Consider the following 20,036-nt stretch of genomic DNA (forward strand, 5'->3'; position numbering starts at 1 on the left):
GGTCCCACCTGGGATGCCAGGGGCCACGCAGTTGTGAGCAACAGCAGTTGTGAGTGGTGAGTGGTGAGTGGTGAGACTCACAACTCACCACTGACAACTTCTTTCAGGCCTTCTTTCAGAGCTTGACGGCCAGCGAATCTTCGCCTATGCTTACTCGTGCCGGGAGTGTGCCCGAGTGGACAAAGGGATCAGACTGTAAATCTGACGGCTCAGCCTTCGGTGGTTCGAATCCACCCGCTCCCATAAGGCAGTAATCAGTAACCAGTGATCGGTAATCAGTTTTTCCTGATTACGGATTACCGATGACTGATTACTGCTTTGGTTTGCGGGCGTAGCTCAATGGTAGAGCGCCACTCTTCCAAGGTGGATGTTGAGGGTTCAAGTCCCTTCGCCCGCTGAGTACAAGCCGCCGCAAGTAAGGCACTTGCGGCGGTTTTCTTTTTGGGGAAAATCAGGGTTTGGAGGTTTTATAACAAAAAATATAATAGCCGTGTTATAATCTGCGGCCCATGACCTCCGCTAGCACAGTGCGAAAACGCCTCACGGTGCCCGGTTCGATCTACCTCAACGGCCGGCGATACTGGTGGCGCGTGAGACTTCCCGGCCAGCCCTCGCATGTCGCGCGGCCTCTGGTAGCTGACGGCGCACGGTTCGCCACGACCGACCGCGCCGCAGCGGTGGAGATCGCCAGGTCGATGTACGCCGCCGCCTTGGCACGCGTCGACCCGGAAAAGATAGACGCCCGCGCCACCGTGGAAACGGCCCTGGCGGCCTACCAGACTTATGCCGACCAGTATTACCGCGCTGCCGATGGAACGCCCACCGGCGCCGCCGACAACGTGAAGAACGCCATCGCCCACGCTCTCGAACACTTCCGGACCTTGCCCGTCGCCGACTTCGACGCGACGGCCCTCGAAGCGATCCGCGACCGGATGATCGAGGAGGATTACGCACTCAACACGATCAACGGCCGCGTGAAGATCATCCGCCGAGCCTTCCGTTGGCTGGCCAAGAGGAAGATAGCGCCCTGGTCGGCGTACCACTCGCTGACGACGCTGGAGCCGCTGCAGCCCCGCGGCCGAACGGAGAAGCATGTCAGCGGGCCCGTCAAGTTCGCGCGCGAGACTACGCCGGTCAGGCCGGCCGATGAATCAGACGTGCTGACGGCCGCCGGTTACGCCGGGCCGGTCGTCGGGGCCATGATGCGCCTGCAGCTCCTGACGGGTATGCGATCGGGGGAACTGGTCATCATGCGGGCCCAGGACATTGATTCCAGCGGCAAAGTATGGGCGTACCGCCCTCTTCACCACAAGGGCACCGCCCGCGGGCTCTCGCGCGTGGTGGCGCTGGGGCCGCGTGCCAAGAAACTGCTGCGGCCGCTGCTGAAGAATTCCGGGGAGTATCTATTCAGCCCGCAGGCCGCCACGCGGGAGAGGTTTGCCACCTGGCGAGCCGCCCGCAAGAGCCCGGTCCAGCCCTCGCAAATCACCCGAAAGAAGGAACGGCCGGCGCTGGCTCCAGGCCCACGGTACACCACCGAGACCTACGCCCAGGCTGTTCGCTATGCCATCAAGGCAGCGCGCAAGGCCGGCCAGACGGTCGGGGACTTCAGCCCCCACCAGATCCGCCATGCGATGGGAACCCGCGTCCGGGGGCAGCTCGGTCCTGAGGCCGCCCAGGCAGCCCTCGGGCACCGACACCTCAAGACGATGGAGATCTACGCGGCGCTGACCTGGCAAAAGCAGCAGGACGTTGCGCAGCGGATGGGCTGACGCCTCAGCGTTAGTTTGGGCGAGGCCTGCCGCTCTGCTCCCACCAATCGTCTGGGGACCGCTTCTTATCCTGCCTGGGATTGTGGTCCTCAAGGGCATTCCAGGACTGGAACCGCAGCGCGGCTGTCACGCGAATGTCTTCATTGGAGGCAACGTTGTAGGCCTGCTCATACAGGATGGCGGGGTCCTCGATCCATCTGTCCTGGTCGTCGTTGCGTATTCTCGATCTGATTTTGTCGGCCTCCGAGATGCATCGCGTGGCATACTCGTCCCGAGAGGCCCTATTAAGAGCGGCGGCCCAGGCCAGCATTTCCTCCGCTGACAAATCGATGGAGGTAGGCTGGCCTTTTCTGAGCCGGTCGCTGATCCGGACCTGCATGGCACTGTCAGGATTGCGGCATTGGCCAAGTCTTGCTTCGTTTGCTTCTACCCAGTTGAACTGCGCGGCGGCGACAGGAACGGTCTTGGATGGCTTGGAGGATGATGGTTGGTTTCTCGAGCAGCCCCAGAACAGGCTCAAGATGCACAAGGCTGCCACGGGGATAATTCGTCGGTCATTCATGGCGCGTTGTGTTCTCCCTCGCCTGAAACTCCAAGGCGCTAACCTTCTCCCCGTGCCAGTACCAGGCGTGAACCGTGACCGGCGGAAAGCCTGGACCGGTGAATTCCCAATGACCGTGAAACTTTCTTTTGGAGTCGCACGGTCCATGGGACCACCCATTCCAACGTCCGTCAGGTCCTTCATCGTTATGTATCGAAATCTCAATCGGCTGATCGGTCCACCGGCTATGAGTAACCCAGATGGTGCAATCCGACCCTCGCTCCTTCACGGAATACTTCCCGGTATATGACGATAAGGTACATAAGGCGATTGCCAGAGCCACGACGCTAAGAACGCCCACAACCCAATGCTTCCATCTAAGGATGAGCGTTAGTGCGGTCACCTTATTCCCCTTGTTTCATCAGCGGCAGGTGGGCGATGATCTTGTACGCCTTGACGTCCGAGGCCTTGACCTCCATGTCGGCAAAGCCCTCGGCCAGAGACGCCAGGATCACCCTGCGGCCCTTGAGAATCACCTTCTTAACCTTGGCCCGCCACTCCCCGCCGCTTTTAACCAGCACGCAGCAGACGCCCGAGGTCGGGTGTCGGTTGGGATCCACCACCACCATGTCGCCGCTGTGGTAGTCGGGCTCCATCGAGTCGCCCACCACCCGAACGGCAAAGGCATTGCGCGGGGCGTCGGCGAACTCGAGGAACTCATCGGCGGCGCCGGGCTCGAACTGCTCGGCCTCCACGGTGTCCACGCCGTGGCCGGCGGCCAGGCGCCCGATAACAGGGATGTGCTGGCCCGGCCGACGCGATGATGTCTGCTCGGGTGAGATCGTGCTGTAGCCTCGAAGGGCGGGTCTCACGGTTGCCAGCAGTGATGCCTTGGGCGCTGCCGGCTTAGCAGCCTGAGGTTCCTCACGTGCCGGCGGTCTGGCCGCCAGGTCCGCCACGGCGCGGGCATAGCCGATCATCTCCATGCGCTGGGCGTCGTCGAGGCGGCGGAATACGTCGAGCATCCTCGCCTCATCGGCGCTGGTGGCCATGTCGTATCCGGGCGTGGCAACGCGATAAAAACTCTCCACCGCAACGCCGCAGGCCTTGGCGATGGTGGCGGCGTCCTTGTAGTCCAAATCGTGCCTGCCGGCGAGGATCCGGCTCAACGTGGTCGGGTCCTTGCCGATCAGGCTGGCGATGTTCTTTCCCAGAACGCCTGAGGACTTGATGGCAAGGCGCATCTTGTCGCGGTCGAATGCGTCCATAAGGCAAATCGTACGGGCAATTAGAGATTTTTCGCCACAAAACAATTTTTTTTCGCGCACGCAAGCTGCGCGTACTTAGCGTTTTACGACAAGTATGCCTGCAACTTGTCATAAAATGCCAAGGCACCGCCTTGACTATCGGCATAAAACGCCGATAATGAAGGCATGATGACCTCCGCCGTTCAGCACGCTTCCGCGTACACCCAACAACACAAGACCCCATGGTCTTTGTGCACGGTCCCTTCGGGAGCCGAGTACCCTCTTGGCGGAGGTCGCACTCGGTTCTCAGGCGAGCAGGGTTCCGCAGCCGCCAAAACGGCTGCGGTCCCTGCTTCTATTTTTCCAACTCAAGAATCGCGCGTGTCGCATGCTCCTCCACATGCGTCACAGTCGCAGGCCGGGTCCTTGGCGCCATCCCCTCGCCAAGGCCCGGCCGTTGTTTCTTCAGCCGCCGCTGGCGCAGCCGGCGTGGCCACGAACGGAGTATCAAGCCAGGACTCCCATGGTTGCCAGCGGCGGTTCATTGTTCTCATTGTCGCCCCAGCGCGATCGCGCGTGAAGGCCGACCTGTTGCCCCCACAGACCTACGGACGGGCTCTTGACCTTGCGGCAGCAATCTGTTGCCCCCACGACGGACGTGGGGGCAGCGCCGCCCTGACGGAGGTCTTTGAGATGGCCGTTTTCACTTCCTTCGGGCCTACGCCATGGACAACCGGGCAGCTTGCCGCGCTGCACGGCGTCAACGCCGGCCTGGCCAAGCGCCGCCAGCAGGCCCTCGACGAATGGGTCGTGACGGTCCTGGCCGTTCCGCTGGTGGCCCGTTCGGCCCGCGCCGACCAGGCGGCCTGCTCGATCGCGGCGATGGTCGAACGCCTCGCGGCGCTGCTGGACCGCGACCGCCAAAGCGTCATGGCACACCTGACGCGACTGGTGAAGGTGGCCTACGACCGCCAGGCCTCCAGGACGCTCGACGACGCGGCCAAGCGGCTGCCGTCTCAGAGCCGTCAGATTTCAGCTATCAGCCGACAGCCGTCTCGAAAGGTCGGTGTCGCATGAGCGCAACGCAGTACTACGTCGGCCAGCGCGTGATCTTGAATCAGAAGCCGTTCATTGTCGTTGGTCTTCGAACCTCGTCCGAGGCCGCCATAAAGCTGGTCGCCGAGAACCCCGGCAGCAAATGGACAGCCATCGATAACGGATGGTTCCTGGTCGTCAAGCCCGCAGAGACGTTTGCCCCGGCTCCAAGCACGGGAGGGGCGAAATGACGCAGTCCGCTACAAGCCGCCACACCCCCTCTGGCGCCGAGAGGGTCCTGGACGCCCTGACCGGTCCGGATCGTGGCTCGAAGGCCCGTTTTCGACAGCCTCACGATAGCGAAACGAGCCTCAAAAACGATGCGGCCGTGCACCAGATGCGCGTGGCGTTCCTGGCCGACTTGCCCGTTCGGCAGAAGGGCCTGTTCATCCGGGCCTTTACCGGCAAGAGCCGCAAGGCCGCCATGCGGGCCATGTGCCTACAGTGCGTCGGCAATGAGTCAAAAAACGTCGCCGCCTGCAACGCGGTCTGCTGCCCGATGTGGCCGTACCGGGAGGTGCGCTGATGGTCGCACTAACCCGGAAGAACAGATGCGCTATCTGCCGTCGCCCTGTTCGTGCGGACGCAGAGAACACATGGGACCGCCAACACCCGGACTGGGACCTTCCGGCCCACTGGATTTGCGTCGACGAAGCGGTGCACAAGACCGCGATGCCGACCAACCGCGGGGCAATCCTCGTCAACGGCCGCAAGGCAGCGGCGCTTCTGGACATCAGCTACAAACAGTTCACTCGCCTCCTGCCCAGGCTCAAAGCGGCAGGCCTCAAGGTCGTGGAAGTCCCATCGAGCATCCGGGGTGGACGCCCGACCGTTCGCTACGTCTCCAAAAGCATCGACGCCATGATCGACCGCGCCGCGCGTCGGGAGGAGTCGCTGTGCTAGAGCTCATGGAAAACCCCGCCATCCAGTTCCTGCAGTGCCTGGCCGCGATGGGCGCTCTGGCGGCCATGGGCCTTCTTGCCGGCGCGTGCATCGACGCGATGATCCGCTCGCATTCGAAAGAGGAGGAATTATGACCACCGAAACCAAGAGCCGCGATGTCTACCTGGACCCCAAGGCCTACGCCGACGTGTTCGAGCAGTGGCTTGTCATGACCTACCCGGCCGTCTCGGGGCCGTCGACGCTTGAAGACGCGGCCGCATGGCTTGAGGCCGAGTGGAACGCCGGCGACTACCGCAAGGAACCTCTGGCCGGCGGCTTTGCCATCGAGACCCGACGCGACGACAGCTCCGGCGGCATCGGCCGCGCAGACGTGATCACGGCCCTGAGGGGCCGGATCGCCTACTTCCTGCCGGTGCCGACGGACTGGCTGGCTGTCACCGACGCCGGGGCGGACCTGCTGAGCATCGACAACGTCCCGGTGCCCCTGGCCGAGGCGCTGCTGGACATCCAGGCCGTCGAGTACGGCCTGAGAGCCGACCTGATGGAGCATCTGGGCCTGGCCGACAACGACCCGGCCGCCGAGGGCTTTTACCCGCACCTGTCGGTGGCCTCCGTGCGGCCCGTCGGCGACGGCACGCTGACATGCGTGGGCATCGAGAGCCGGCTCGAGGAAGGCCGACAGACGTTTTCACCCATCAAGCATGCCGACGGGGCGGGACGCGGAAACCGGCGCTGGGCACTAGACACGCCCGCCGGACATGGGCTCGTTGCCCATGCCGCTTCCCGCTCCGGCGGCACCACACGTGAAGGAGCATAGCACTATGGCACGGAAGCGAAAACCCAAGGTGGTGCAGGTGGAGTTGATCCCGCGCGAGCACGAGGGCAAGGTCCGCCAGCCCTACCAGATCATGGAGGCCCTGGTCGACAAGCATCACGACCACCTGGAAAGCGCCAAGATCGCCCTGGCGTGGCGCAAGGGCTGGAAGCCCAACCCCGACGGCCATCTGCAACTGGGCAAGGCCAAGAAGTCCACCGACCTCGATCGCGAGATGCACGTCTTTGACTTCGTGATCCTGTTGAACTTCGAGGTCTGGAACAAGGCCGACTTCACCCGCGAGCAGATGGAGGCCCTGATCGACCACGAACTGTGCCACTGCGACGTGTCCAAGGACAAGACCGACGAGGTCAAGATGGACAGCCTCGGCCGGCCCATCTGGCGCATCCGAAAGCACGACGTGGAAGAGTTCCAGGAAGTCATCGCCCGCCACGGCGCGTGGACGCTGAACCTGCAGAGCTTCGCCCAGATGCTCGACCAGGCCCCCCAGCCGCTGCTGGAAACCGCCGGCGCCGCCGGCGCATAGACCCGAACGCTTCACGCTGTTTGACAACCGAATATTTCACCGCAGAGGACGCGGAGAAAGCGGAGTTGCTGGGCGGCAATGGCCCGGCTTCGTGGTTTCTTCGTACTCTGCGGTGAATCAAGAATGCTGTCGTGCTGCGAAAGCAGAGCGGAGTAATTCGGAGCACCAATGGAGAGACAACTCCATCAACGCGCGAACTTGCGATGTTTGCCCCCCGCGACCAGGCTACAAACGGAGCTACTGCGGCCCGGCTATGCATGACGACACGCCAGCATTCAATGCCGGGAGCCATGTGGCCAAAGCCACGGTTCCGCGGACTCTCGCTCTCCGCCGCCTCGGGCCAGATACCCGACACGCGGCGGGCTCCACACCGCGACGGTCTCAGCGGGAACCAAACCGGCATCTGAAACCCACAGGATCTCTGCGGCTTTCCAAGGCATAAACAGCCCGCTCATTCTGAACTTGGAGGCGGGCTAGACGACGGCCTCCGTGCAAGGCCGTTCGAGACACGGTCAGGAGTTCAGGGAAAAGAGATCCGCCTTACCACCAGAAGAAGTGAAGACTCAGATGTCAATGTCGGCAAGGCCCTGCCAGGCACGGATGGCAGGGCCGGCGGCAACGGAAACGGAAAGGACGGGCCAATGTGCCAGGGATGTGAATGGGAAGACCTCATCGAGCGGATCGACGAGATGCTCGATGAGGAAAAGTACGAATGGGCCGCCGACACCCTCGAAGGCATCCGGGGATGGGTGGCCCGCAACGAGCACTGCACCGACAAGCAAAAACAGGCCGTCGACAACATCGAAGAGGCGGCCGCCGGCCGCTCCTGATCGGGCGGCAAAAACGAAAGGACACGACCACCATGAATGACATGAAAGACACAGCGGCAGTTGTTGCGTCGATTGCCCGAGCGCTGCCGACAGCTACGAACTTCGAGTTCTACACCAACGCCTTCGGCCATGATGCCGTCGCCTTCGATTATGAAGGCATCCGGTACTGCGGGGAATGCAGCTACCCGATCAAGTTGGATGAAAGCAGGGGCAACTTTGCTGTCGGCACTGGCGCGGCGATGGAGTTGTCTGCCAAGATCAACTTGCCGACAGTCAATGCCGGCCATGAACCGAAACCCATCAGCGAAATGACCATGGCTGACATCGAGGCCTGGGCCCGCCAGCACCTGCCCCAAGGCGCAACGATCCAGATCGAGATCACGCACTACCGTCACGGCGGCTGCGAGTTCGTCTCCGAGGCTTCGATGTACGTCGACGAGAAGTGGCGCGACATCAACCCGCAGCGCACCCTCGACGACGCCATGGCCCAGATCAACCCGCCCAAGACCATGCTGGCGGAGATCGCCTCAGAGGCGGCAATGAGGGAGGCGACGGAATGAGCCTGGCACTCAACGCCATCCGAAAAGAAATGGCTGCCACGCGGCCGTACATCACCACCGCCGGCGACTACGCATGGGGCCGGTTCAGCGGCCTGTCGCTGGCGGCTTTCCTGATCGACTGCAACCACCCGGAAACTGGCCACTGCCCCGACTGTGCCGCCGCCCTGCCCGCCGACGGGTCCTGCTGCGACGCGTGCGGATGGGTGCTTTCCAGCGACGGCTTGAAGCGACGAACACAACCAAAACCTTAGAACCTCTGCGGGCTCTGCGCCCTCCGCGGTAAAGCTTGCAACGAAAGGACAAGACCACCATGACCACGACCACCAAACCCACAGACGCCCCTCCTGAAACTGTCGAAGCGGAGGTTGTCGACCCGACGGAACAAATCGCCCTGGCGCCGGTGCAGAAGGTCCGCACGGCCGACCTGGTGGTTTACACGCCTGAGCAAGTCTCGCTCCTCAAGCGAACCATCGCACAGAACACCACCGACGACGAGTTCGCGCTGTTCCTGCACGTCTGCAAGCGGTCGGGGTTGGACCCGTTCGCCCGCCAGATCTACGCCATCAAGCGCCGCACCAAGAGGGGCGACGTGATGACGATCCAGACCGGGATCGACGGCTACCGCACCATCGCCCAGCGCACCAATCACTACGCAGGCCAGGACGATGCGGTATTCGATATTGACAACAAGGGACTGCCAGTGTCCGCGACGGTGACGGTCTACCGCATGGTGGACGGAATGCGATGCCCGTTCACGGCTACGGCGCGATGGAAGGAATACTCATCGAACACTAACCCGATGTGGTCTCAGATGCCCTTCAACCAGCTCGCCAAGTGTGCCGAGGCCCTGGCGCTGCGCAAGGGCTTTCCAGCCGAACTGTCGGGCCTTTACACCGCCGAGGAGATGGACCAGGCCGACCGGCCCGAGCCCCGCGAGGTTCCAGCGGCTGACCCGGCCCAGCCCAAGGCTGCCCCGAGGCACCAGCGCGTCAGCCCGCCGCCGCAGGCCGCCGCGACGCCTTCCGGTGCTGCGGCCGTGAGCGTGTTCAAGACGCCCGAATACGCCGCGATGGTCAAGGCGTTTCAGGCGAAGTTCCCCGGCTCCAGCCAGAAGCAGTTCCTCAACTACTGCATCGACGTGGCGGCCGGTCTGGATCTGACCCGGCCCGATCAATGGACGATGGGCATTGTCAAAGACATCACGGAGGCCCTGAGCCATGGCCAGCGATAACACCCACGACAAAGACGCCGGGATCCCCGGCGTGATCGACATGGCCGCGGCGCTGGCTAACGCCAAGCCGGTCAAGAACCTATTCCCCGGCGACGTGCAGGAGATGATGGACGCCGCCGCGGCCGACAAGGCCTCCGGAGGCGGAATTCCATTCGGCGACGGCGCCTCGGCCATCCCGTTCGACGACGTCATGGCCGGACCGCCGGCGCTGCCTGCGGTGCTGCTGGACCGCTCGACCCTCGAGCGCTACGCCGTCTGCCCGCTGTCGGCCTGGGCGATCGAGACCGGCGCCGTCGAGGACGCCAGCCGTGCCGCCGCCAGCGGGGATGAATGCCACGGCGTTTTGTCCGGGGCCGTCGGGCTCTACGCCGACCAGGGCATCGCCGTCTATGACTACATCCGCCAAGAGATGCTCAAGGTTCGGCCGGACCTTCAGGAAGACGTGATGGACGGCCTGAAGCGATCGGCGTGGAAGATCTCCGAATACCTCAGCGCCCGAAGTCCCGCGGACCTGGTGGCCTTCGACGGCGGCGCCGGCCCCCGAAGCGGACAACTGGCCGCCGAACTTCTGCCGGCCAACGACAGCCGCGGGCCGATTGTCGCAACCAGCGAACTGGATCTGCTGGTCGCCGGGGCCACGGCCGCCGAGATGGAAGAGACGGACTGGAAGAGCGGCCATACGCCCTGGTCAAGCGCCATGGTCCGCGACAGCTTTCAGTTCCGCATGCACGCCTGGCTGGCCTTCAAGAACTTTCCGGACCTGCAGCAGCTTCACGTGCGGGTGTTCATGACCCGCGTGGGCTACGCCACGCCCTGGGTGACGTTCGAACGCGACATGATGGAGGCCTTCGAGGCGAGGATGCTCATGGCGGTTCGTTTCCGCGAAGACGCGTTCATTCTCGCCGCCGACGGCCGCAGCGAGGAGATCCCGTGCTGGCACGACGCCGAGGAACTGATGGAGTGCCCGGCGGTCCACCTGTCGCGCCGCGTCAAGCACCCGGCCGCCGATCTGCTCGAGGACCCCGGCCGCTTCGCCTCTGACACCATGGCGATGGCCAAGGCCCTCGACGACCGCAAGAAGCTCATGCGGCAGTACGTGATGACCCACGGCGACATTGTCGATGCCGCCACGGGCATCGCCTTCGGTCTCGACCGGCCGCGCGAGCCCAAGAAACCCACCGCCGCAGAGTACCAGTTCTACAAGCCCACCGGCGACCAGGCCCCCGAACTGAAAGACGAACTGGCGGCCGTGATGATGGGCCCGGACGCTAAGGAAGGATGAAACAGGAAAGGATGCCTGACGTGAAAAATACAATCCCGCTCCACCAGTTCACTCATGACGGCGACCGCGTTCTGATGGTCAAGGCGCTGGCGCAAAACGGAAGTTCTCACGGCGGATTTCAGTGGCCAGTGGAGGCCGGCAAAACTGTCGAGGCTCCAGACTGGAACGAGAAGCCTGTCTGCGGCGGTGGCCTTCACGCGTGGGCGTGGGGCATCGGCATCGGCGATGGAATAGAGGTTTCAGCGTCGATGAGATGGCTTGTTCTCTCGGCTGATCCGGCTGATGTCGTCTTGATAGAGACAAGCCGTAAGGTAAAAGCGCGCAAGGTTCGCATCGAATACGCCGGAGACATGGCCGGTGCGATGTATCGAACCAGCCAGGGCCGCATCGCATGGGTCGTTCAGGACTCGCGCGGTTCGGCCAGCGCGTCAGGCTATGGCGGTTCGGCCAGCGCGTCAGGCGATGGCGGTTCGGCCAGCGCGTCAGGCGTTCGCGGTTCGGCCAGCGCGTCAGGCGATGGCGGTTCGGCCAGCGCGTCAGGCGTTCGCGGTTCGGCCAGCGCGTCAGGCGCCATGTCCGCGGCCTGCGCGACTGGTGAGGACAGTTCGCTCGACATATCCGGCACGTCTGCGGCGGCGGTGGTGATGACGAAGTTCACGTGGATTGCCAGACGGGGGGCCGTCGTTCTGCATCGGTGGAAGGACGCGCGTGGTCGAATGCACACGAAAACTCTCTCGGCAACCAGGGCTATGGACGGCAAACGGTATCTGGTTGACGGTGAGAAAATCAAGCTAATGGGCACGGAGGCCCGCGGCCATGTTAACTGATACCTGCCATAACCCCACGCGCCGGGCGGGGACTTTTCGCCTTTGGTGGTCGAAGGCGTCCTTTCACCCCGTCCGGCGCTCCATTTATCTCACCTGCCGTCAAGGACGATAGCCATGCACAGCAAGACGCGTTTCCCCCTGACTGCTCGAGGCATTGCGGTAGTGGTTTTTCTGGCCGCAGCCTCGGTGTACGCCATGATCGCCCCATCGGGGCCTTGCAACCTTCAGGCCGGCCAGCAGAGCGACCCGGCCTACCAGAGGCACCAGGTGGAGCCGACGGGCGAAGTGGTGCAGCCGCCGCTGCTGGACTGGCAGGCGGAATTGCCCATTTCCAATTTCCAATTTCCAATTGAACAGCCTTCGGCTTCGCCGTGCCAGGCCCCCGCCGCTGACGTCCGGCCCTCCGACGTATACGACGAGGCGGTTGACCTGATCCACGCTCGCGAAGGCTGCTGCGGAAAGGACCCGCGATGCAGGCCCGGCTTTATCGGTGAGGACGGCGAGGAGGGGGAGATGCAGTACAGGCCGATCTGGCGAGAGGACTTCCGCACACTGTTCGGCCGCGATGCAGATCCGCATGCCCCTGTCGCACAACTTAGGGCTGACGTGCGGGCGTGGTTGATGGTCCGCGGCCCGCAGGTTGGCGCGACGACGGCGGCGCAGCTCGACGACCTCTACCGCCTTGGGCCCGGCGGATACCGGAGGGCCTATGGCCGCTGACATGAAAATCAAGTCGCTGGCCCCGTGGTTCGGCGGCAAGCGCACGCTGGCGCCGCGGATCTGCGCCGAACTGGGCAAGCACACGCAGTACTTCGAGCCGTTCGCGGGATCTCTGGCGATCATTCTGGCCAAGGCACCTTCGCAGAAAGAGACGGTCAACGACCTCCACGGCGACATGATCAACCTGGCCCGCGTCGTCGCCGATCGCCTGGCCGCTGAAGATCTGTACGACCGGCTGCAGCGCGTGGTCTTTTCCGAAGGCCTGATCCGTGAGGCGCAGTGGACGCTCAAGGACACACCGGTGCCAGAGGGCGGCTGCGGGCCTAACGCCGTCGAGAGGTCTTACTGGTACTTCCTGGCCTGCTGGATGGGCCGCAACGGAACGTCCGGCACCGCGCGCGTGGATTATCAGATCGCCGTGCGCTGGACCAAGAACGGCGGTTCGCCCACTGTGCGGTTTCGCAACGCAGCCGACAGCCTGCCGGCCTGGCATCGCCGCCTGCAGAACGTCGTCATCCTGCGGCGGGACGCCTTCGAGATCCTGCCGCGATTCGAGGACGTGCCTCAGACCGCCATCTACGCCGACCCGCCCTACACCGACGAAAGCCGCGGGGACAAGCCCGGCCAGACGCGCTGCCCGGACCATCGCTACCAGCACGAGTTCCGACATGCCTCGACGCTGCTGGACGTCAGCGACCACCAGAGGCTCCATGACGTCCTGGCGACCTTCAGAGAGGCCCGAGTCGTCGTCAGCTACTACGACTGCCCTCGCGTTCGGGCGCTCTATGAGGGCTGGACGTTCGTCGACTGCATGATGAATAAGAACCTTCACGCCCAGAACGGCCGAGGAGCCCGCGCGAAAGTCGCCCCCGAGGTCCTGATCATCAACGGGCCGTCGTACACAAGCACGGCAAGCTCTTGGCGTGGGCCGGAGACAGCAGTTCCAGTTGAAGAGGGGGCCGATGATCGTCCTTAAGCCCATCTCGTTTCGACAAGCCTGCGCCTTCATCGTCGAACATCACAGGCACCACAAGCCGCCTCAGGGCTGCAAATTCTGCATCAGTGCAGTCGTGGGTGATCAGATCGTCGCTGTGGCTGTGGTGGGCCGCCCAGTGGCTCGGAGGCTCGACGATGGGGTGACCGCTGAAGTAACGCGGTTGTGCACCGACGGCACGCGCCACGCAGCCAGCAAGCTCTACAGCGCATGCTGGCGCGCCGCAAGGGCCATGGGCTATCAGCGGATGATCACGTACATCCTTGGTTGCGAAACCGGTACAAGTTTGCGCGCGGCGGGATGGAAGCTGGTGGGTACTGCTGGCGGCGGGACATGGAGCCGCCCCAGCCGCCCCCGTTGCGACAATGCCCCCACGGCTGCCAAGTCTCGTTTTGAGGTTACGGAGGGCTGCGATGGCCACTAAGACGCTCTTCGACGCGACGCGGATGTCGATGCACCAGGCGATAGACCTGACCATCGAGTCCATGCGGACGCACGGGCCTCGGCTGGACCACTGGGCGTTCGCCTGGTCGGGCGGCAAGGACTCGACGGCCGCTCTGACGTTCGTCATCGCCATGATGGAGAAGGGGCTGATCCCCCGGCCGCAGTCCATCACCGTCCTTCAGGCCGACACGCGATTGGAGATCCTGCCGCTGATGATCTCGGCACAGGCCATCGCCGCAGAACTGCGCGACCGGGGCATCGAGCACCACGTGGTAGTGCCCGAGCTCGACCAGCGGTTCTTCGTCTATATGTTCGGCCGCGGGGTGCCCCCGCCCAAGAACCGGTTCCGCTGGTGCACGTCGCAGCTCAAGATCAAGCCCATGGAGGCCAAGCTGCGCCAACTTGCCCGCGACAAGGGCACTAAGTTTCTGACGATCACGGGCGTTCGCCAGGGCGAGTCGGCCCATCGCGACGGCACCATCGCCATGTCCTGCGGCGTCGACGGCGCCGAGTGCCGCGGCTGCCCTAACCGCTGCCGCCGATGCCTGGTCCCCAAGCGGGAAGGGCCCATCCGCCTGTTGCCCATCCGAGAGGGCTTCGACGTGCTGGACAACAACATCCTGGCCACGCCGCCCGAGCACCTCGATGGCGTGCTGGAGATGCTTAGGAGACAGAAGGCCCGCCCGCGATTCACCGGAGGCCTCGAGGCCAGCCGCTTTAGCGAGGCCGTCGCCGCCAAGATCCTCTCGGTCAATCCAGACGTGATGTTCTTCGCCTACGACCGGCCCGGAGAAAAGCGGCATGTCGCCCAAGCCTTCCGCCTCATCAGAGAAATCAGCGGCTGGTCGCCCGGCGTTATGAAGCACCACGTCGGTTGCTACATCCTCTGCGGTTATGAGGGCGACACGATCGCCGATGCTGAGAAGCGCATTGCCTGGGTGATCAGCCAGGGCGTCCGCGCTTACCCCATGTTTTATCGCGATGAAAACAATACCAAGCGCCCGTCTCCGTGGCACGACCTGATCGGCGGGACTCTATGTTTCGGAGCCAAGTAATGACGACACTGCTTCCAGGACTGATCGACCGCCAGACCGCTTACGACGTCGGGGCGGACACCGAACTGATCATCGACAACTTCGCCGGCGCCGGCGGGGCGTCGCTGGGGATCGAGAAGGCCATGGGCCGCTCGGTCGACATCGCCGTCAACCACTCAGCCTTGATGCTGCGCATGCACGAGGTGAATCATCCGCACACCCGGCACCTCTGCGAGGACGTATGGCACGTCAACCCGCTCGAGCAGACCGGCGGGCGGCCGGTGGGCCTGGCGTGGTTCAGCCCCGACTGCAAGCACCACTCCAAGGCCAAGGGCGGCGTTCCGCTTGAGAAAGGCATCCGGGGCCTGGCGTGGGTGGCCGTGCGGTGGGCCATCGAGGCGCGGCCGCGGGTGATCATCCTGGAGAACGTCGAGGAGTTCGCCAAGTGGGGCCCGCTGGTGCAGAAGAAGCACCCCAACGGCCGGCCCGTCTGGACGGTGGACCCCAGGACGGGCAAGAAGAAGCCGCACCTGGTGGCCGACAAGGCGCGGGCGGGCGAATACTTCCGCGCCTTCATCGCCGCGCTGGGCGATGGCATGTTGCCCTCGCTGGAATTGGTTGATGAGCTTCAGGAGTTCTGGGGCGGCAAGGCCCCGCTCTTTCGGCTGATGAAGGGCTGCGGCTACAAGGTCGAGTTCCGCGAGCTCGTGGCGGCCGACTATGGCGTGCCGACGACCCGCAAGCGGTTCTTCATGATCGCCCGCTGCGACGGCCAGCCGGTCCGCTGGCCGGCCCGAACTCACGCTCCCCGCCACAAGGCCGCCGCGATGGGCTTGCTGCCCTGGCGGTCCGCAGCCGAGTGCATCGAGTGGTCGCGGCCGTGCCCGTCGATCTTCGAGCGAAAGCGTCCGCTGGCCGATGCGACCATGCGGCGGATCGCGCGAGGGATTTACAAGTACGTGATCGCCGCCGATGAGCCGTTCATCGTCACGTGCAACCATGCCGGCGATAGCGGCGGCCTGCGTTCGGCTGCCGAGCCGATGCGGACGGTGACGGGAGCACGCGACGCCAACGGCGTGGTCAGTCCCACTCTGGTCCATTGTGCCCACGGCGAGGAATCAGCCTCGGGCAAGCGGTGGGGAAAAGGCGAGCATACCGTCGAAGAGCCCATCGGCACGCTTACGGCGTCGAAGGACTATGCCTTGGCTTCGGCCAGCCTGATCAGCATCGCCAATTACAATGGCAGCACGCCGGCGGCCGATGCATCCAACCCGCTGTCGACGGTCACGGCATGGCCGCGTGGCGGGCACCACGCCCTTGTGGAGTCTTTTCTGACAAAGTACCACGGCGAGCGAAAAGGCGACGCCTCCGGCCGCTCGTGCAACCCGGCCGAGCCGATCAAGACCTGCGACACACAGAACCGCTTCGGGCTTGTGTCGACGTTCCTCGCCAAGCACTACGGCGGCGTGACCGGGCAGGAGCTTGAAAAGCCTATCGGGACGGTGACGTCGGTCGATCATCACTCGCTGGTGTCGGCGTCGCTGGTCGGGCCAACGCTACAGCCAGCACAATATACCCACAAATGCGAAGCCCAAAGCGGCTTGACGATAGTTTCGGCATCTAGGGCAAAGTGCCGCCGATGCGGACTGTATCCGGAGTCTTGCATCGCCGCCGCGTCGCTTATCGGCGCCGGCGGACCGGCCTACAGCGGCAAGCCCACGGACCCGGCTGAGCCGGTCGGGACGATCATGCCAGAGAATCACAGGGCTTTGGTGTCCGCTTCGCTGGTAGGCGTCGGCGGCCGGGCCGGTCAGTCGCCCGAGCGTGGGGCGGATGATCCGTTACACACCGTCACGGCCAAGGGCGATACTGCCATCGCCGCCGCCTCGCTGGTCAAGCACTACGGCACCAGCCAGCACGGGCAGGACGTGGCCGAGCCGATGCCTGTCATCACCGGCGGGGGCAACCACGTCAGCGAGGTCCGGGCATTCATGGTCAAGTATTACTCCAGCGGCGGGCAGGACCAGTCTCTTGCATCGCCCCTTCACACGCTGACAGACCGCGCGCGGATGGGCTTGGTGGAGGTCAAGGGCATCCTGCATCAGATCGTGGACATCGGCCTGCGGATGCTGGAACCCTGTGAACTGCTCATCGCCCAGTTCGGCCGGTTCGCTAAAGAGTACGTGCTGATGGGCACCAAGGCCCAGCAGGTCGCCGCCATCGGCAACTCCGTCCCGCCCGAACTGGCCGAGGCCATCGTGCGGGCGAACTTTCAGAGCGCCACCGCAGAGAACGCGGAGGTTCAGAAATGATCGTTCACTGCGACCGATGCCATGTACCCTGCCGCACGGGCACGCCGGACCCAAAGGCGCGGCTGCTGATGCTCTCAGAGGGGCCGCACGGGCTTTGCGTCAACTGCGCCGTCACGGACTTCTTCAAGAACGAAAAGTACGGCGTCTCTTTAGAACAGGTGATGCGCGGGTCCGATCTGGACGGGCCGACTGACCCGGCCGCCTGCCCTAAAGCCCTGGCTCTGCCGCATGTCCAAAAGCAATTTTCAGAAGTACTGAGGGTGGGTTGCGCACAGGTCAGCCCTGACGACATCGACTGGCTTGAGATCATCGCTAACTGGCATCTGCCATTTCCAAAGAAGAAAGGCAAAAGATCATGAGGTATGCATCAGGCACCAGCGTCAGCGAGGAAAGGTCGCGGTCGGAGATCCAGTACTGGCTGGAGCGGTTCGGGGCAGACCAGTTCTGCTACGCCAGCGACAAGGTCACCTCCATGGCCCAAATCAGGTTTCGATTCAAGGGCGCCAGCTTCGCCTTCAATCTGCCGCTGGCCACGACGCAGAGCCCCTGCGTCCGCCGCACCAAGGCTGGCAAGCTGCGGACCGACATCCAGGCCGGCGAGGCGATGGTGATCGAAAACAGACGGCGCTGGCGAAGCCTGGCCCTGGCCCTCAAGGCGATGCTGGTCGGCGTTGAGGATGGGATCTTCAACTTCGGCGAGGTCTTCCTGCCGTACATGATTTTCGGCGACGGGAGAACCGTCGGCCAAAGCATGCTACCCCAGATCGAGAAGGTGCTGGCCGAAGGCCGGAGCCTTCCGGCCCTGCCCCCGCTGAACCGCCAACTGGAGGCATCGCGATGAGTTCGAATCCAACCATCCAACCATCCAGCACCCGAGCCTATCCTGTCAGTCCCGATCGGCTGGCCAATGGGATGTGGTGGCAGAAGGCCTGGAGCCTGGTCAGCGGGTGCACGCCCGTCAGCGGCGCCTGCAAAAACTGCTGGGCGGCGTCCGAGAGCCACATGAGGGCCAAGAACCCCAACGCCAAGGTGGCCGCCCGCCACGCGGGAGTGACCAGCCCCGCCGGCGCCTTCAACGGCACGGTGCGGTTCAACGAGGAACTGTTGACCGCGCCGGTCAAGGAGAAGAAGCCCATCGTCTGGTCAGTGTGGACGGACCTCTTTCACCCGGCCGTGCCCTTTGAGTTCCTGGACCGCGTCTGGGACGTCATGTGGTCGACGCCCCGGCATCGGTTTCTCGTGCTGACCAAGCGGCCCGAGCGGATGCTGGAGTTCATTCGAGAGCGGGCCTATCGGCGGGCGTTCGGGCGGACCGATCTCGACCGGCCGGCCTTGGCGCTGTATGACTGCATTAGCTACGACGATCTGGTGATGCGAAATCAGTGCGGATGGGTTGGCGAAGGTGATTGGACGTGCGATTGCCCGGCCAACAATGAGCACGGCCAGGAAGAATCCTGCTATGAAAGTAATTGCCCTATCGCCAACGAAGTCTATGACAGGCAAACGCTGGAGCGGATTGGCGTGGCTGCCGAGCGAGAGGACGACTTTAACGCCGACGGCGAGTTAAAGGATGGCAGCGGGTGGATGCAGTTGCTCACCCGGCCGAGGCACGCCTTCGCCTCCAACGTGGCCTTCGGGATCACGGCAGAAGATCAGGAGACCTACGCTCAGAGGGTCCGGGTCTTTCGCCAGATGAGGGATGAATGCCCTCCCGAGACGGTGCTGTTTCTCAGCGCCGAGCCGCTTCTGGGACCCATTGACTTCCGCATTCCGTACTGGCCGGAAAGCGAGGAAGCCGTAACCTCGACCTGGAGCCCCCTGACCGACGTGCAGGAGTTCCAGCACGGCTCGACCATCGTCAAGAGGCCGTACCTCGACTGGGTGATCGCCGGCGGCGAGAGCGGCCGACGGGCCCGGCCGTCGCACCCGGATTGGTTCCGCAGCCTCCGCGATCAGTGCACCAACGCGGGAGTGCCGTTCTTCTTCAAGCAATGGGGCGAGTGGCGACCGTTGGATGACCGCTTTTACTACACCCCCGCCATCGGCAGCGGAAACGCCCACTATAACAGCGCCCTGAATCGCTTCATGCGCGAGCACAAGGCCTCCGAGTTGGTCGACGATCGGCCGGATGGTTGGCCTCACATGGCCGCCGGCATGTACGGGGCGATCGAGGACGGCGGCCTGGCGATTGGCAGAGTCGGCAAAAAGGCCGCCGGGCGGCTGCTCGACGGGCGGACCTGGGATGAAGTGCCCGAGGCGATCAAGGTGGAAGGGGGCGCCCAGTGAATGCGCTGAAGGCCATGCAACTGGAAATTGAAGACATCGATTTCATCCGCCGCGACGAGGGCGTCGTGCTGTCTATCTTCTGCGACAACCCCGAACCCGGCGCAGACGGCCCCGGCTGCTCGGTCGAGGTCCTGGACGAATGGGGCGGCCGGTGGATCGAGCGTCGCTTCGACGGCGACACCTTTGCCCAGTCCCTCCACAGAGCCCGGATTGCCTGCCAAGAGAACCGCATGGACCGCCAGGCGAAGCAATTGGCCACAGAGACACAGAGACCACAGAGAAAGGCGGATGATAATGGGTAACAGAATGGACGAAAGGTGCCTGACGCCGATTCGATACAAGCACTGCAACACCACGCTTGTGGCGGATGGGTGCAATGATCTTCCGGTCTTCAACGACGGCCAGCAGTACCTTACGTGCTGGAAACTCTCTTGGCGACAGCTCATCGACGTGATCTTTCGACGACGGGTGTGGCTCTGCATCCTCGGCAGCTACCACCCTCCGGTCTGGGTTGCATCGCACGTGTTCTTTGTTGGACCCAAAGCATCCTCTGCGGACTCCGCGTCCTCTGCGGTGAAAGACCCGGTGCAGCCATGA

26 protein-coding genes and 2 tRNA genes are annotated in these 20,036 nt (G+C 63.8%); 26 read left to right on the top strand and 2 right to left on the bottom strand.

The annotated features are described in order from the left end of the window. The first annotated feature begins 161 nt into the window (after positions 1-161). The 3 genes from ABFD92_16580 to ABFD92_16590 all read left to right on the top strand — a co-directional run bounded on the left by ABFD92_16580 (position 162) and on the right by ABFD92_16590 (position 1,772). Positions 162-243, top strand: a tRNA-Tyr gene (locus ABFD92_16580). Between the two features lie 82 nt (positions 244-325). After that, positions 326-397, top strand: a tRNA-Gly gene (locus ABFD92_16585). 112 nt (positions 398-509) lie between these two features. After that, positions 510-1,772, top strand: coding sequence for a site-specific integrase (locus ABFD92_16590; GenBank protein MEN6506154.1), 1,263 nt, complete (start codon positions 510-512; stop codon positions 1,770-1,772). 10 nt (positions 1,773-1,782) lie between these two features. Here ABFD92_16590 and ABFD92_16595 read toward each other — a convergent pair whose 3' ends face one another. Both ABFD92_16595 and ABFD92_16600 read right to left on the bottom strand, forming a co-directional pair. Beyond that, entirely contained in the window at positions 1,783-2,334 is a 552-nt protein-coding gene (locus ABFD92_16595; GenBank protein MEN6506155.1) for a hypothetical protein, read from the bottom strand. A 383-nt stretch (positions 2,335-2,717) separates the two neighbouring features. Continuing rightward, complete coding sequence (locus ABFD92_16600; protein ID MEN6506156.1) at positions 2,718-3,581, bottom strand: XRE family transcriptional regulator; 864 nt, start codon at positions 3,579-3,581, stop codon at positions 2,718-2,720. A 672-nt stretch (positions 3,582-4,253) separates the two neighbouring features. Here ABFD92_16600 and ABFD92_16605 point away from each other — a divergent pair. The 23 genes from ABFD92_16605 to ABFD92_16715 all read left to right on the top strand — a co-directional run bounded on the left by ABFD92_16605 (position 4,254) and on the right by ABFD92_16715 (position 20,036). Beyond that, the gene (locus tag ABFD92_16605; GenBank protein MEN6506157.1) at positions 4,254-4,637 is read left to right on the top strand and encodes a hypothetical protein; all 384 of its coding nucleotides are present in this window, start codon (positions 4,254-4,256) and stop codon (positions 4,635-4,637) included. Beyond that, positions 4,634-4,846, top strand: coding sequence for a hypothetical protein (locus ABFD92_16610; GenBank protein ID MEN6506158.1), 213 nt, complete (start codon positions 4,634-4,636; stop codon positions 4,844-4,846). Before ABFD92_16605 ends, ABFD92_16610 begins: the two co-directional genes overlap by 4 nt. Next, complete coding sequence (locus ABFD92_16615; protein MEN6506159.1) at positions 4,843-5,181, top strand: hypothetical protein; 339 nt, start codon at positions 4,843-4,845, stop codon at positions 5,179-5,181. The genes ABFD92_16610 and ABFD92_16615 overlap by 4 nt, the downstream gene beginning before the upstream one ends. Before the next feature lie 146 nt (positions 5,182-5,327). After that, positions 5,328-5,558: a hypothetical protein gene (locus tag ABFD92_16620; GenBank protein MEN6506160.1), complete on the top strand. Its 231-nt coding sequence runs from the start codon at positions 5,328-5,330 to the stop codon at positions 5,556-5,558. Next, a complete protein-coding gene (locus tag ABFD92_16625) occupies positions 5,552-5,692 on the top strand; it encodes a hypothetical protein (protein ID MEN6506161.1) in 141 nt (46 codons plus the stop codon). Before ABFD92_16620 ends, ABFD92_16625 begins: the two co-directional genes overlap by 7 nt. Continuing rightward, positions 5,689-6,375 (top strand): hypothetical protein, encoded by a 687-nt coding sequence (locus ABFD92_16630; GenBank protein MEN6506162.1) that lies wholly within the window; start codon positions 5,689-5,691, stop codon positions 6,373-6,375. Before ABFD92_16625 ends, ABFD92_16630 begins: the two co-directional genes overlap by 4 nt. A 4-nt stretch (positions 6,376-6,379) precedes the next feature. Next, complete coding sequence (locus tag ABFD92_16635) at positions 6,380-6,919, top strand: putative metallopeptidase (GenBank protein MEN6506163.1); 540 nt, start codon at positions 6,380-6,382, stop codon at positions 6,917-6,919. A 641-nt stretch (positions 6,920-7,560) separates the two neighbouring features. After that, positions 7,561-7,749 carry a hypothetical protein gene (locus tag ABFD92_16640; protein ID MEN6506164.1) on the top strand — a complete coding sequence of 63 codons (189 nt, stop codon included), beginning with the start codon at positions 7,561-7,563 and terminating at the stop codon, positions 7,747-7,749. A 32-nt stretch (positions 7,750-7,781) separates the two neighbouring features. Next, a complete protein-coding gene (locus ABFD92_16645; GenBank protein ID MEN6506165.1) occupies positions 7,782-8,309 on the top strand; it encodes a hypothetical protein in 528 nt (175 codons plus the stop codon). After that, a complete protein-coding gene (locus ABFD92_16650; protein ID MEN6506166.1) occupies positions 8,306-8,560 on the top strand; it encodes a hypothetical protein in 255 nt (84 codons plus the stop codon). The genes ABFD92_16645 and ABFD92_16650 overlap by 4 nt, the downstream gene beginning before the upstream one ends. A 59-nt stretch (positions 8,561-8,619) precedes the next feature. Next, positions 8,620-9,540 carry a phage recombination protein Bet gene (bet, locus tag ABFD92_16655; GenBank protein MEN6506167.1) on the top strand — a complete coding sequence of 307 codons (921 nt, stop codon included), beginning with the start codon at positions 8,620-8,622 and terminating at the stop codon, positions 9,538-9,540. Beyond that, the gene (locus ABFD92_16660) at positions 9,527-10,822 is read left to right on the top strand and encodes a hypothetical protein (protein ID MEN6506168.1); all 1,296 of its coding nucleotides are present in this window, start codon (positions 9,527-9,529) and stop codon (positions 10,820-10,822) included. Before bet ends, ABFD92_16660 begins: the two co-directional genes overlap by 14 nt. A gap of 20 nt (positions 10,823-10,842) precedes the next feature. Then, the gene (locus tag ABFD92_16665) at positions 10,843-11,649 is read left to right on the top strand and encodes a hypothetical protein (protein ID MEN6506169.1); all 807 of its coding nucleotides are present in this window, start codon (positions 10,843-10,845) and stop codon (positions 11,647-11,649) included. Between the two features lie 114 nt (positions 11,650-11,763). Continuing rightward, positions 11,764-12,369, top strand: coding sequence for a hypothetical protein (locus tag ABFD92_16670; protein ID MEN6506170.1), 606 nt, complete (start codon positions 11,764-11,766; stop codon positions 12,367-12,369). After that, on the top strand, positions 12,359-13,345 hold the full coding sequence (locus ABFD92_16675) for a DNA adenine methylase (protein ID MEN6506171.1): 987 nt from the start codon (positions 12,359-12,361) through the stop codon (positions 13,343-13,345). Before ABFD92_16670 ends, ABFD92_16675 begins: the two co-directional genes overlap by 11 nt. Next, positions 13,332-13,787, top strand: coding sequence for an XF1762 family protein (locus tag ABFD92_16680; GenBank protein ID MEN6506172.1), 456 nt, complete (start codon positions 13,332-13,334; stop codon positions 13,785-13,787). The genes ABFD92_16675 and ABFD92_16680 overlap by 14 nt, the downstream gene beginning before the upstream one ends. Beyond that, a complete protein-coding gene (locus ABFD92_16685; GenBank protein ID MEN6506173.1) occupies positions 13,777-14,862 on the top strand; it encodes a phosphoadenosine phosphosulfate reductase family protein in 1,086 nt (361 codons plus the stop codon). The genes ABFD92_16680 and ABFD92_16685 overlap by 11 nt, the downstream gene beginning before the upstream one ends. Then, the gene (locus ABFD92_16690) at positions 14,862-17,153 is read left to right on the top strand and encodes a DNA cytosine methyltransferase (protein ID MEN6506174.1); all 2,292 of its coding nucleotides are present in this window, start codon (positions 14,862-14,864) and stop codon (positions 17,151-17,153) included. Before ABFD92_16685 ends, ABFD92_16690 begins: the two co-directional genes overlap by 1 nt. Further along, positions 17,150-17,512, top strand: a complete 363-nt coding sequence (locus ABFD92_16695; GenBank protein ID MEN6506175.1) for a hypothetical protein — start codon at positions 17,150-17,152, stop codon at positions 17,510-17,512. The genes ABFD92_16690 and ABFD92_16695 overlap by 4 nt, the downstream gene beginning before the upstream one ends. Next, the gene (locus ABFD92_16700) at positions 17,509-17,994 is read left to right on the top strand and encodes a hypothetical protein (protein ID MEN6506176.1); all 486 of its coding nucleotides are present in this window, start codon (positions 17,509-17,511) and stop codon (positions 17,992-17,994) included. The genes ABFD92_16695 and ABFD92_16700 overlap by 4 nt, the downstream gene beginning before the upstream one ends. Next, a complete protein-coding gene (locus tag ABFD92_16705; protein MEN6506177.1) occupies positions 17,991-19,439 on the top strand; it encodes a DUF5131 family protein in 1,449 nt (482 codons plus the stop codon). Before ABFD92_16700 ends, ABFD92_16705 begins: the two co-directional genes overlap by 4 nt. Then, a complete protein-coding gene (locus tag ABFD92_16710; GenBank protein ID MEN6506178.1) occupies positions 19,436-19,741 on the top strand; it encodes a hypothetical protein in 306 nt (101 codons plus the stop codon). The genes ABFD92_16705 and ABFD92_16710 overlap by 4 nt, the downstream gene beginning before the upstream one ends. Next, positions 19,734-20,036 carry a hypothetical protein gene (locus ABFD92_16715; protein ID MEN6506179.1) on the top strand — a complete coding sequence of 101 codons (303 nt, stop codon included), beginning with the start codon at positions 19,734-19,736 and terminating at the stop codon, positions 20,034-20,036. Before ABFD92_16710 ends, ABFD92_16715 begins: the two co-directional genes overlap by 8 nt.

It is taken from the genome of Planctomycetaceae bacterium (genome assembly GCA_039680605.1).
GTDB lineage: Bacteria > Planctomycetota > Phycisphaerae > SM23-33 > SM23-33 > JAJFUU01.

Bases quoted from the DNA above. Each gene is read 5' to 3' on its own strand.
- ABFD92_16635 (MEN6506163.1), top strand. From the start codon at position 6,380: ATGGCACGGAAGCGAAAACCCAAGGTGGTGCAGGTGGAGTTGATCCCG.
- ABFD92_16615 (MEN6506159.1), top strand. From the start codon at position 4,843: ATGACGCAGTCCGCTACAAGCCGCCACACCCCCTCTGGCGCCGAGAGG.
- ABFD92_16595 (MEN6506155.1), bottom strand. From the start codon at position 2,334: ATGAATGACCGACGAATTATCCCCGTGGCAGCCTTGTGCATCTTGAGC.
- ABFD92_16715 (MEN6506179.1), top strand. From the start codon at position 19,734: ATGGGTAACAGAATGGACGAAAGGTGCCTGACGCCGATTCGATACAAG.
- ABFD92_16640 (MEN6506164.1), top strand. From the start codon at position 7,561: ATGTGCCAGGGATGTGAATGGGAAGACCTCATCGAGCGGATCGACGAG.
- ABFD92_16680 (MEN6506172.1), top strand. From the start codon at position 13,332: ATGATCGTCCTTAAGCCCATCTCGTTTCGACAAGCCTGCGCCTTCATC.
- ABFD92_16645 (MEN6506165.1), top strand. From the start codon at position 7,782: ATGAATGACATGAAAGACACAGCGGCAGTTGTTGCGTCGATTGCCCGA.
- ABFD92_16630 (MEN6506162.1), top strand. From the start codon at position 5,689: ATGACCACCGAAACCAAGAGCCGCGATGTCTACCTGGACCCCAAGGCC.
- ABFD92_16590 (MEN6506154.1), top strand. From the start codon at position 510: ATGACCTCCGCTAGCACAGTGCGAAAACGCCTCACGGTGCCCGGTTCG.
- ABFD92_16695 (MEN6506175.1), top strand. From the start codon at position 17,150: ATGATCGTTCACTGCGACCGATGCCATGTACCCTGCCGCACGGGCACG.
- ABFD92_16650 (MEN6506166.1), top strand. From the start codon at position 8,306: ATGAGCCTGGCACTCAACGCCATCCGAAAAGAAATGGCTGCCACGCGG.
- ABFD92_16675 (MEN6506171.1), top strand. From the start codon at position 12,359: ATGGCCGCTGACATGAAAATCAAGTCGCTGGCCCCGTGGTTCGGCGGC.
- ABFD92_16690 (MEN6506174.1), top strand. From the start codon at position 14,862: ATGACGACACTGCTTCCAGGACTGATCGACCGCCAGACCGCTTACGAC.
- ABFD92_16670 (MEN6506170.1), top strand. From the start codon at position 11,764: ATGCACAGCAAGACGCGTTTCCCCCTGACTGCTCGAGGCATTGCGGTA.
- ABFD92_16660 (MEN6506168.1), top strand. From the start codon at position 9,527: ATGGCCAGCGATAACACCCACGACAAAGACGCCGGGATCCCCGGCGTG.
- bet (MEN6506167.1), top strand. From the start codon at position 8,620: ATGACCACGACCACCAAACCCACAGACGCCCCTCCTGAAACTGTCGAA.
- ABFD92_16610 (MEN6506158.1), top strand. From the start codon at position 4,634: ATGAGCGCAACGCAGTACTACGTCGGCCAGCGCGTGATCTTGAATCAG.
- ABFD92_16620 (MEN6506160.1), top strand. From the start codon at position 5,328: ATGCCGACCAACCGCGGGGCAATCCTCGTCAACGGCCGCAAGGCAGCG.
- ABFD92_16685 (MEN6506173.1), top strand. From the start codon at position 13,777: ATGGCCACTAAGACGCTCTTCGACGCGACGCGGATGTCGATGCACCAG.
- ABFD92_16700 (MEN6506176.1), top strand. From the start codon at position 17,509: ATGAGGTATGCATCAGGCACCAGCGTCAGCGAGGAAAGGTCGCGGTCG.
- ABFD92_16705 (MEN6506177.1), top strand. From the start codon at position 17,991: ATGAGTTCGAATCCAACCATCCAACCATCCAGCACCCGAGCCTATCCT.
- ABFD92_16600 (MEN6506156.1), bottom strand. From the start codon at position 3,581: ATGGACGCATTCGACCGCGACAAGATGCGCCTTGCCATCAAGTCCTCA.
- ABFD92_16605 (MEN6506157.1), top strand. From the start codon at position 4,254: ATGGCCGTTTTCACTTCCTTCGGGCCTACGCCATGGACAACCGGGCAG.